The sequence below is a fragment of the Amaricoccus sp. genome (assembly GCF_036846665.1).
GTDB lineage: Bacteria > Pseudomonadota > Alphaproteobacteria > Rhodobacterales > Rhodobacteraceae > Amaricoccus.
In genome coordinates this window covers 1-10,576 of record NZ_DAIUBO010000129.1, presented here as the reverse complement: position 1 = coordinate 10,576, position 10,576 = coordinate 1, and the positions used below count along the sequence as shown (strand labels likewise).

Genomic DNA, 10,576 nt, shown 5'->3' with positions numbered 1-10,576 from the left:
CGGGGCCGCGGCCGGCGCCGAGGCGAAGGTCGAAGCGGAGCCCGGTCCCGCCGGCGCCGCCGCCGCGCTCGCGCCGCTCTCCGGACGCGGATACGGCCGGCCGGCGCTGGCCGGTCCCGAAGCGCCGCGGGCCGCCTCGGCCGCGGCGAGTTCGGCATTCACTTCGGCGATCGCCGCCGCGATCGAGGCGCTGCTGCGCGTGGCCGCCACATTCGCGGCGAGCGCACGCGGCATCGGCCGGACGCTGCCGGCAAGCGCAAGCCGCGGCTCCGCCGCATCGGCCAGGCCGGAGGTCGATCCGCGCGAAACCTCGCCGGCCGTCGGCGCCGCCAGCGCTGCCGTTGCCGTGCGCAGCGGTGCCAGCGGCACCAGCCGGGCCTGTGTCGGCATCTTGCCGAATCCGAGGTCCATCAGCCGCGCCACTTCTGCGTTTCGCGAGGCGCTGGTCTTGCCGCCCATCATCGCCACGATCACCCGCCTATCGCCGCGCTTGGCCGAGGAAACGAGGCTGAAGCCGGCCGCACGGGTGTAGCCCGTCTTGATGCCGTCGGCGCCGGGATAGGCATCGAGCAGCCGCCGGTTCGTGTTCTTGACCGTCTTGATGCCGGCCGAGGTCGAATTGCGGCTGAAGAGATTGTAGTACTGCGGGAAATCGTAGACGAGCCGCCGCCCGAGGATCGCCATGTCATGCGCGGTCGACAGATGCCCTTCGGCGGTGAGGCCGTTCGCGTTCTTGAAGGTGGTGTTCTTCATGCCCATGGCCCGGGCATAGGCGTTCATGCGCTTGGCGAAGGCGGGAACCGATCCGTCGACGGCTTCGGCCATGGTCGTGGCGGCGTCATTGGCGGATTTGATGGCGGCGGCGCGAATCAGGTAGCGGAGCTCGATCCTCTGGCCGGCCTTCAGGCCGAGCTTCGAGGGCGGCTCCGCGGCCGCATGCGCCGAGACGGTGATCTTCTGGTCGAGCGACAGCCGTCCGCGGCGGACCTCGTCGAAGACGATGTAGAGCGTCATCATCTTGGTCAGCGACGCGGGATGCACGCGCGTCTCGGCATTGACCGCATGAATCGCCTTGCCCGTGCGGGCGTCCATCACGAAAGCGGCATATTGCTGGGCCTGGGCCAACGCCGGCGCAACAACGACCATGAACAGGAAAAGGATCCCGCGCAACGGGGTCTGTGCCATCACTGCCTCCGGCGCCATGGGCGCCCATGCCTCGGATTATCGCAAACGCTACGGCGCGATTGCTTTATTTTTCGTAAAGGTAGCACGTCATTTCAGAGTGGAAAACACCCTTCTTCCAGGGGGCGACGGAAATTCCCGCGGACGTTGCAAAGGGCGCCGCGGCCGGCCCGGAAGAATCTTTTATTGCAGTGCAACATGACCCCTTGACGCAGTGCAGCATGATCTCTATCTCCGCCCCATCATGAACCGCCGAGCTTAAGGAGCAACGAAATGACCACCCGCACTACTTCCAAATCCGCCGCCACCACCGAGACCATCGACGTGACCGCCGCCATCCAGGACGCGACCGCCAAGGTCGAGACGATCGTCGCCGACACCCAGAAGAACGTCACCGAGCAGTTCGAGAAGCTCTCGAAGGGCTTCGAAGGCCTGACCGCCTTCGGCCAGGAGAACCTCGACGCCGTCGTCAAGTCGTCCGAGATCGCCGCGAAGGCCGCCGAGGGCATCAATTCCGAGATCAGCGCCTATTCGAAGAAGGCCTTCGAGGACGGCGTCGCCGCCGCCCAGGACCTCGCCTCGGCGAAGACCATGACCGAGCTCTTCGAGAAGCAGACCGCCTTCGCGCAGTCCGCCTTCGAGGGCTTCATCAGCCAGGCGACCAAGATGAACGAGATCTACGCTGCCGCCGCCAAGGACATCAGCGCCCCGATCGGCGCCCGCGTCACGGCCGCCGGCGACGCCGTGAAGAGCTTCTCGCTCTGATCCGGTCCTGAATCGGTCGGGTGACGCCGGTCCATCCGGCGCGCCCTGCCAGGATTGTGCTGCGATGCCCCGGCGACGTACGGTCGCCGGGGTAATCGTATATGGATCAGGAGCCCACGCCGGTCCCGATCCGTCGCCGCGCGGCGGCGCCGGCCCTTTCCAATTTCCAGCGTTTTCATATATTGGTCTGATCCGTTTCAGGGAATGGCTGCCACTTGGCCGGAATGCCAGCAATGTCGACATCCGATCCGAAGTCTCCGGGAAGCGGGACCAGCCTTCTGACGAAGACGCGGCCCAAGACCCAGCGGCCGCCGCTCTACAAGGTGCTGCTTCTCAACGACGATTACACCCCGATGGAGTTCGTGGTCCACGTTCTCGAGCGCTTCTTCGGGATCAATCATCAGCAGGCGGTCGAGATCATGCTCACGGTGCATCGCAAGGGCCTGGCGGTCGTCGGGGTGTTCTCCTTCGAGATCGCGGAAACGAAGGTCACGCAGGTGATGGACTACGCCCGCCGCAACCAGCACCCGCTGCAATGCACCATGGAAAAGGAATAGGGCCTTTCGCGCCCGGGCATGGCGAAACCGGATCGCATTGCGCTTGCCCTCGATGAGGGCAGGCTGGTTCTGCCGGAGGCCGGCACCGTGCTCGTGCTGAATGCGCAGCCGGTGCCGTTCCTGGATCTGATTCCCCGCGACCGGCTCCTCTGCGAGCAGGGCTTCCGGCCGCTGCACGACGCCCTGGCGGCGCGGGGCCATCCGGTGGTTCCGGCCGCCGCGAGCCCGGCGGCGCTGGCGATCGTCAATCTCACGCGGAGCCGGGCGGAGAGCCTGGGCGCCGTCGCGCGGGCGCTGGAGGCGCTCGAGCCCGGGGGGATTCTCGCCGTGAACGGCGCGAAGACCGACGGGGTGGACGGCATCGCCCGGGCGGTTCGCGACGCGATGCCGGTCGAGGATGCCCTGGTGAAGGGTCATGGAAGGGTCTTCTGGCTGAAGCGTCCGCTGGCACTTCCCGAGGTGGTCGGGGCCTGGGCCGCCGCGGCCGCCCCGCGGCGCAACGCGGAGGGTTTCGTGACCGCGGCGGGGCTGTTCTCGCCCGACCACCCCGATCCCGGCAGCGTCCGGCTGGCCGGGCTGCTGGCGGGGCGGCTCAAGGGCAGGGTCGCGGAACTCGGCGCCGGCTGGGGCTGGCTGGCGCAGGCCGCGCTCGCCGCCTGCCCGGCGATCGAGAGCATCGACCTCTACGAGGCCGATACGCGGGCGCTCGATGCCGCCCGGGCGAACCTGCCCGATCCGCGGGCCGCCTTCCACTGGGCGGACGTGACCAGGCTGTCCGCGACAACCGCGCCCTATGATGCGGTCTTCAGCAATCCCCCCTTTCACGCCGGCCGGGCCGCGGAGGCCGATCTCGGCCGCGCCTTCATTGAGGCGGGGGCGCGACTCCTCAAGCCCTCGGGCACGATGCTGATCGTCGCGAATCGCCAGCTCCCCTACGAGGCGACCATCGCAGAGCGTTTCGCGGCCTCCGAGCGGTTGTGGGAGGACCGCAGCTACAAGGTCATCTCCGCGAGCCGTCCCCGCCGCCGCTAACGGGCCGGGCGATACCGCTTCGGCCTTGTCGCTCGCGGTCCCTTGGCGCGAGCCTATGCGGCGGGGCTTGCCGCGCCGGCGGGGGCCGGGATAGCCTCGCCCCGAAAGCGAGGCCCACATGAGCACCGATCCCGTCGCCCTTACCGCAGAGCTGATCCGCTGTCCCTCGGTGACGCCGGCCGACGGCGGCGCCCTGGCGCTGCTGGCCGGGCGGCTCGAAGCGGCGGGATTCGTCACCGAGCGGATCGAACGCGGCGGCATCGCCAATCTCTATGCCCGGTGGGGCCGGCAGGCACCGGCGCTCGGCTTCAACGGCCATACCGACGTGGTGCCGCCGGGCGATGCGGCCGCCTGGACGCATGATCCCTTCGGCGGCGTCGTGGCGGAGGGCATGCTGTACGGGCGCGGGGCGGCGGACATGAAATCCGGGGTCGCCGCCTTCGCGGCGGCGGCGCTGGATTTCGTCACCGCCACCCCGCCGGCGGGCAGCGTGATCCTGGCGATCACCGGCGACGAGGAAGGCAGCGCCCTCGACGGGACCTGCGCGATCCTCGACTGGATGGCGGCGAAGGGCGAGCGCATGGACCATTGCCTCGTCGGCGAGCCCACCTGCCCGGCACGGATGGGCGAGGCGATCAAGATCGGCCGGCGCGGCTCGCTGACGGCGCATGTCACCGCCTATGGCGTCCAGGGGCATTCCGCCTATCCGGAGCGGGCGAAGAACCCGCTACCGGCGCTGGTGCGCCTGCTCGACCGGCTGGCGACGCGGGAGCTCGATCGGGGAACCGCGGATTTCGGACCCTCGACGCTGGCGATCACCTCGATCGACACCGGCAATCCGGCATCGAACGTCATCCCGGCCGAGACGCGGGCCACGATCAACATCCGTTTCAACGACGCGCATTCCGGCGCCAGCCTCTCGGCCTGGATCGAGGAGGAGGCCGACCGCGCGGCGGCGGAATTCGGGGTGGGGATCGCAGCGCGCTTCGAGATCTCCGGCGAGAGCTTCGTCACCGAGCGCGGCGCCTTCACCGATCTGGTGGCCGGGGCGGTGGCGGCCGAGACCGGGGTCACGCCGGAGCTTTCGACCTCCGGCGGCACCTCGGACGCGCGCTTCGTCAAGGATCATTGTCCGGTGGTCGAGATCGGGCTGGTCGGCGCGACCATGCATCAGACCGACGAGCGGGTGGAGGTGGCGCATATCCACCAGCTCAAGGCGATCTATGCCCGGATCCTGCAGGAATATTTCGCCCGGTTCCCCGGCTGAGCCTAGGCGGATTCGCGGCCGGATTCTGCACGTCCGGGGACTGTCCCCATGGGGACAGTCTTCAAGCCATTGATTTTATCAGATAATTTTGATCTGCGGCGCCGGCCGCGGTTCTGCAAGCGCGTCCTCGGGCTCGATCCCGGCCACGACGAATACGCGCATGGGCTCGTCCGGGCGGCCGAGCCCGGGCGTCATCCGGGCGCCGCCGGTGCGCTCGGCGTCCGCTTCGGCCGCCGGCGAAACGGGGTTGGCGGGAACACGCAGGATGGCTATCGTCGATTCGATGATTCTTGAAATATCGAAATGAAACTCGGCGAGGTTCAGGCCCGCGATGCATTCGCCGCCCTCTCGCAGCCGACGCGGCTGCGGATGGTGCGCGCGCTGGTGGTCGCCGGTCCCGAGGGCATGGCGGCCGGGGCGGTCGCCGAGGCGGTGGGCGCCGCGCCCTCCAGTGCCTCCTTCCATCTCGCCAGTCTCGAGCGGGCGGGCCTCGTCACCTCGCAGCGCTTGGCCCGCTCGATCGTCTATGCCGCGAATTACGCGGCCCTCGCCGGCCTCGTGGACTTCCTGACGCATGACTGCTGTCAGGGCCATCCCGAGGTCTGCGCCCCCGCCGTCGCCACCCGTCCCTGCGACCCCCCGGCCAAGGAGCCCGAGCGTGCCAGCTGATCGCCCCTACAACGTCCTCTTCCTCTGCACCGGCAACTCCGCCCGCTCGATCATTGCCGAGGCGCTGATCAATCGCCTGGGCGAGGGCCGATTCCGGGGATTCTCCGCCGGAAGCCACCCCAGGGGCGAGATCAACCCGATGGCCCTGCGGGTGCTGGACGAGGCCGGATACCCGACCGAGGGGCTGCGCTCGAAGTCATGGGACGAATTCGCCCGCCCGGACTCGCCTCGGATGGATTTCGTCTTCACCGTCTGCGACTCCGCCGCCGGCGAGGTCTGCCCGCTCTGGCCCGGCCAGCCGATGACCGCGCATTGGGGGATCGAGGATCCCGCCGCCGCGGAGGGCACCGACTTCCAGCGCCGAGCAGCATTCGAGGCGGCGCAGCGCTACCTGCGCAACCGGGTCGCGGCCTTCGTCAACCTGCCGATCGGCAGCCTCGACCGCCTGTCCCTCGGAGCGAAGCTGCAGGGCATCGGCACCATGGACGGCGCCAGCGCGCACAAGCCGCAGGTGGCCTGACCTCGAGCGGCCATGGATCGCCGCCCGCCCGAGCGCCGGTGCCTCGACGGAGGTTCCCGGGAGCCTCGAGCCGATCCGGTCTGGATGACCGGGAGCGCTCGCCGGCGACCTCTCCACGTCCGGAGCGCCGGAGGCCCGGCGCCGGAGCGCCGGTCAGGTGTTGAAGAGGAAATGCATCACGTCGCCGTCGGCGACCCGGTAGGACTTGCCCTCGGAGCGCATCCTGCCCGCCTCCTTCGCCGCCTGCTCGCCGCCGAGCGCGACGAAATCGTCGTAGGCGATGGTCTCGGCCCGGATGAAGCCGCGTTCGAAATCGCCGTGGATCACGCCCGCCGCCTGCGGCGCGCTGGCGCCCTTGGGGATGGTCCAGGCCCGCGCCTCCTTGGGGCCGACGGTGAAATAGGTCTGGAGCCCGAGCAGCCGGTGCCCGGCGGCGATCAGCCGGTCGAGCCCGGCCTCCTCGAGCCCGAGATCGGCGAGGAATTCCGCGCGCTCGGCCGAATCGAGCTGGGCGATCTCCTCCTCGATGGCCGCCGAGATCGTCACGCAGGCGGCCCCTTCCCTTTCGGCCATTTCCGCCACCGCGCGCGAATGGGCATTGCCGCTCGCCGCCGAGGCCTCCTCGACGTTGCAGACATAGAGCACCGGCTTGGCGGTCAGGAGCTGCAACCCGCGCCAGGTGCGGACGTCCTCCTCGGCGACGGCGACCGTGCGCGCCGGCCGGCCGGCCGCGAGCGCGGCCTTCGCCGCCTCGAGCAGCCGCGCCTGGGCCTCGGCCTCGCGATCGCCGCCCTTGAGCTTGCGTGCGAGCCCGGCGAGGCGCTTCTCGACGCTCTCGAGATCGGCGAGCATCAGCTCGGTCTCCACCGTCTCGGCATCGGCCAGGGGATCGACGCGTCCCTCCACATGGGTGACGTCGTCGTCCTCGAAGCAGCGCAGCACATGGGCGATGGCGTCGCATTCGCGGATATTGGCGAGGAACTGGTTGCCGAGCCCCTCGCCCTTCGAGGCGCCGCGCACCAGGCCCGCGATGTCGACGAAGGTCATGCGCGAGGGCACCACCCGCGCCGACTTGCCGATCTCGGCGAGCCGGTCGAGGCGGGCGTCGGGCACGTTCACCTCGCCCACGTTCGGCTCGATGGTGCAGAAGGGGAAGTTCGCCGCCTGGGCGGCGGCGGTCCGGGTCAGCGCGTTGAACAGCGTCGACTTGCCGACATTCGGCAGCCCGACGATCCCGGTCCTGAAACCCATGCGAATGCTCCGATCAGATCGCGCCGCTTCTAGGCAGCGGCCCGGACATTGACAAGCCGCGCCGGGGGCGGGCCAGAGCGAACGCATTTGGAGCCCGTTCTTTCTTCCCTGGCCGCCTCGCCACAAATGAGGGCAACGCCCGACCCGGCGGGTGTGAAGCGCCCGCGTCGTGCCGCAGGCACGCCTTTGGCGTGACGGGGCGGGCGGGCGCTGCCCGGCGGTGCCTGGCCTCGGCGGGATGGTTGGGCCGGCCTGCCGGGAATTCGGGCGGACGAGTGCGTATTCACGGATGCGATCACGCTGGCGCCCGGCCGGGGATTGATCTCGCGGCCGGCTTCTGCAAATCCGGGTGGACCGTCAGGAGAGGACGCTCGCATGAGCCGCATCGACGCCCGTTTCGCCGCCCTTCGTGCGGAAGGCCGCAAGGCTTTCGTCGCCTTCGTGATGGCGGGCGATCCCGACCGGGACACCTCGCTGGCGGTGATCCGCGGCCTGCCGGGCGCGGGGGTCGATCTCATCGAGCTCGGCATGCCCTTCACCGATCCCATGGCCGACGGCCCGGCGATCCAGCGCGCCGGGCAGCGGGCGCTGGCCGGCGGGCAGACCATGGACCGGACGCTCGCCATGGTGCGGGCCTTCCGCGAGGACGACCAGACGACGCCGATCGTGCTCATGGGCTATTACAACCCGATCCATTCCCGCGGGGTCGAGCGCTTCCTGCAAGATGCCAGGGCGGCGGGGGTCGACGGGCTGATCATCGTGGACCTGCCGCCGGAGGAGGATGCGGAGCTCTGCCTGCCGGCCCAGGCGGCGGGGCTGAACTTCATCCGGCTCGCGACGCCCACCACGGACGAAAGGCGGCTGCCCAAGGTGCTCACCAATACCTCCGGCTTCGTCTATTACGTCTCGATCACCGGCATCACCGGCGCGGCGGAGGCGGATGCCGCCGCGGTCGCGCCCGAGGTCGCGCGCATCAAGGCCGCCACCGACCTGCCGGTCTGCGTCGGCTTCGGGGTGAAGACGCCGCAGGGCGCGCGCGCCATCGCCGGCATCGCCGACGGGGCGGTGGTCGGCTCGGCCATCGTCGAGCGCATCGGCGCGGGCGAGAGCCCAGATGCCGTGCTCGCCTTCGTGCGGAGCCTCGCCGCGGCCGCCCACGCCGCGGGCTGACCGGCGGCAGGCCCTCGGCCGGCGGCCCTCAGGACAGCAGGAAGACGTGCAGCGCGACCGGCCCATGCGCGCCGAGCTGCAGGACCTGGCCGACATCGGCCGAGCGCGAGGGGCCGGTGACCATGTTGAGGGTGCGCGGATCGAGGCCGCGCTCGCGCCAGGCGGTCCAGAAATCCTCGAAGCCGCCGCAGAGATCGGCCTCGCGCAGCAGGACGAAATGCGTCTCGCCGAGGAAGGTGAGCGTCACGGGATTGTCGGGCCCGGAGGCGAGCACCAGCGTGCCGGTCTCGGCCAGGCCGAATTCGGCGCGGCTGAGGGTCGCGGGCTCCTCGATGCGCCCCGGCCCGCGGCTGGTCCCGATCGTGCCCCAGTCGAGCCCGGCGAAGATGGCATCGCTGCCGAAGCGGATCCGCGCCGGCAGCCGGCGCTTGCGCAGCTCGTGGGCGAGCGCCTTGGGCAGCTCGGCGAGGGCGGAGACCCGGCCGACGGTCGCCGCGGCCGCATCGAGCTTCTGCATGAACTGGGTCAGGCGCTGCGGGCCGTGGCTCATGGCCTGGTGCGGGCGCGGTCCGCCGCCGGGTGCCGCCATCCAGGCCGCCACCGCCGCCTGCCGGTCGCCGGGCGCCGCCGCCGCCCGGATCCGGCCGAGGATGCGGTCGCGCGCGCTCATCGCCGCGCCGCCTTCCAGCGGTCCATGAAGGTGCCGCCCTGGGGCGCCGGGAGGTCGCGCTCGCCGGTCCAGCCCCGGGCGAAGGGCAGCGACGCGATCCGGCCCGACTTCCCGCCGAGGCGGGACAGGAGGCCCGCGCCGAGCCGCGCCGCGATCCGGTAGAGCCGGGGGCGGCGCGCCGCGAAGGCCCAGAGGCCGAGCCCGCGGCGCATGGCGGCCGGGGTCAGGCGCTTCTCGAATTCGCGCTCGCGCCAGGAGCGCATCATGCCGGGCAGCGGGATGCGCACCGGGCAGACCTCCTCGCAGCGGCCACAGAAGCTCGAGGCATTGGGCAATTGCCCCCCCTGCTCCACCCCGATCAGGCTCGGGGTCAGCACCGCGCCCATGGGTCCGGGATAGACCCAGCCATAGGCATGGCCGCCCACCGCCTGATAGACTGGGCAATGGTTCATGCAGGCGCCGCAGCGGATGCAGCGCAGCATGTCCTGGAAGGGCGTCGCCAGCATGTTCGACCTTCCGTTGTCGAGCAGCACGACGTGGTATTCCTCGGGACCGTCCGGATCCCCCGGCCGGCGCGGGCCGCGGGAGAAGGTGGTGTAGACGCTCATCTCCTGCCCGGTCGCGGAGCGGCCGAGGATGCGCAGGATCGTCGCGGCGTCCTCGAGCGTCGGCACGATCTTCTCGAGGCTCGCCATGACGATATGCATGCGCGGCAGCGACTGGGTGAGGTCGCCGTTGCCCTCGTTGGTGACGATCACCGAATGCCCGGTCTCGGCGATGAGCATGTTGGCGCCGGTGATGCCGACCTCGGCCTGGAAATACTTCGCGCGCAAGACGCCCCGCGCCTCGGCCTGGAGCGCGGCGAGGTCGCTGAGGTCCCGGTCGGGGTCGAGATGGGCATGCGCCTTGCGGAAGGCGGCCTCGATCTCGGGCACGGTGACATGCACCGCCGGCGCGATGATGTGGCTCGGCACCTCGCCGCGAAGCTGGATGATGTATTCGCCGAGGTCGGTCTCCACCGGCGCGATGCCGTTCGCGCTCAGGAAGTCGTTGATCCCGCATTCCTCGGAGATCATCGTCTTGCCCTTGTTGACCGCCTTCGCCCCCGCCTTCCGGCAGAGATCGAGCACGATCGCCCGCGCCTCCTCGGCGGTCTCGGCCCAATGCACATGGCCGCCGCTGGCGATCACCTGCGCCTCGTAGGCCTCGAGATGGAGGTCGAGATGGGCGAGCACGTGGTCCTTGATGTCCCGCGCGCGGTCGCGCAGCGCGTCGAATTCGGGCAGGTCCTCGCGCCCCTTCGCGCGCTTGGTGATGAAATTGCCGCGGCTGCCGCGGAGTGCCGCCTGCAGATTGGCATTGTCGAGCGCCGCGCGGGCATTGGCCCTGAAGGCCGGCGTGGTGGCCTCGTGCAGGCTCACCCGGCTTCTCCGATCGGCGGGGGCGCGAGATCCCCCGCGAGCACCCCCACCACGTGGCGCGCCCGGAACGCC

12 protein-coding genes are annotated in these 10,576 nt (G+C 70.4%); 8 read left to right on the top strand and 4 right to left on the bottom strand.

The window, feature by feature from the left end:
- The coding region (locus V7050_RS13035; RefSeq protein WP_324410634.1) for a D-alanyl-D-alanine carboxypeptidase family protein at nt 1-1,185 on the bottom strand (1,185 nt) is incomplete at its 3' end.
- Between the two features lie 270 nt (nt 1,186-1,455).
- Here V7050_RS13035 and V7050_RS13030 point away from each other — a divergent pair.
- From V7050_RS13030 to V7050_RS13000, 7 genes are all read left to right on the top strand, one after another.
- On the top strand, nt 1,456-1,947 hold the full coding sequence (locus tag V7050_RS13030; protein ID WP_324365337.1) for a phasin family protein: 492 nt from the start codon (nt 1,456-1,458) through the stop codon (nt 1,945-1,947).
- Nucleotides 1,948-2,180: 233 nt separating this feature from the next.
- Nucleotides 2,181-2,504, top strand: coding sequence for an ATP-dependent Clp protease adapter ClpS (clpS, locus tag V7050_RS13025; protein WP_324365338.1), 324 nt, complete (start codon nt 2,181-2,183; stop codon nt 2,502-2,504).
- 18 nt (nt 2,505-2,522) lie between these two features.
- On the top strand, nt 2,523-3,536 hold the full coding sequence (locus tag V7050_RS13020; RefSeq protein WP_324365339.1) for a class I SAM-dependent methyltransferase: 1,014 nt from the start codon (nt 2,523-2,525) through the stop codon (nt 3,534-3,536).
- A gap of 118 nt (nt 3,537-3,654) precedes the next feature.
- Nucleotides 3,655-4,803, top strand: coding sequence for a succinyl-diaminopimelate desuccinylase (gene dapE, locus V7050_RS13015; protein WP_324365340.1), 1,149 nt, complete (start codon nt 3,655-3,657; stop codon nt 4,801-4,803).
- 48 nt (nt 4,804-4,851) lie between these two features.
- The gene (locus V7050_RS13010; RefSeq protein WP_324365341.1) at nt 4,852-5,097 is read left to right on the top strand and encodes a hypothetical protein; all 246 of its coding nucleotides are present in this window, start codon (nt 4,852-4,854) and stop codon (nt 5,095-5,097) included.
- A 9-nt stretch (nt 5,098-5,106) separates the two neighbouring features.
- Nucleotides 5,107-5,472, top strand: coding sequence for an ArsR/SmtB family transcription factor (locus tag V7050_RS13005; protein ID WP_324365342.1), 366 nt, complete (start codon nt 5,107-5,109; stop codon nt 5,470-5,472).
- Nucleotides 5,462-5,992 (top strand): arsenate reductase ArsC, encoded by a 531-nt coding sequence (locus tag V7050_RS13000; protein WP_324365343.1) that lies wholly within the window; start codon nt 5,462-5,464, stop codon nt 5,990-5,992. The genes V7050_RS13005 and V7050_RS13000 overlap by 11 nt, the downstream gene beginning before the upstream one ends.
- A 153-nt stretch (nt 5,993-6,145) precedes the next feature.
- On the opposite strand, the gene ychF is transcribed toward V7050_RS13000, so the two are convergent.
- Nucleotides 6,146-7,243 carry a redox-regulated ATPase YchF gene (ychF, locus tag V7050_RS12995; protein WP_324365344.1) on the bottom strand — a complete coding sequence of 366 codons (1,098 nt, stop codon included), beginning with the start codon at nt 7,241-7,243 and terminating at the stop codon, nt 6,146-6,148.
- Nucleotides 7,244-7,618: 375 nt separating this feature from the next.
- Here ychF and trpA point away from each other — a divergent pair, with 375 nt between their 5' ends.
- Entirely contained in the window at nt 7,619-8,413 is a 795-nt protein-coding gene (gene trpA / locus V7050_RS12990) for a tryptophan synthase subunit alpha (protein ID WP_324365345.1), read from the top strand.
- Nucleotides 8,414-8,441: 28 nt separating this feature from the next.
- On the opposite strand, the gene V7050_RS12985 is transcribed toward trpA, so the two are convergent.
- Nucleotides 8,442-9,083, bottom strand: a complete 642-nt coding sequence (locus V7050_RS12985; RefSeq protein WP_324365346.1) for a LutC/YkgG family protein — start codon at nt 9,081-9,083, stop codon at nt 8,442-8,444.
- Entirely contained in the window at nt 9,080-10,504 is a 1,425-nt protein-coding gene (locus V7050_RS12980) for a lactate utilization protein B (RefSeq protein WP_324365347.1), read from the bottom strand. The genes V7050_RS12985 and V7050_RS12980 overlap by 4 nt, the downstream gene beginning before the upstream one ends.
- Nucleotides 10,505-10,576: the final 72 nt, after the last annotated feature.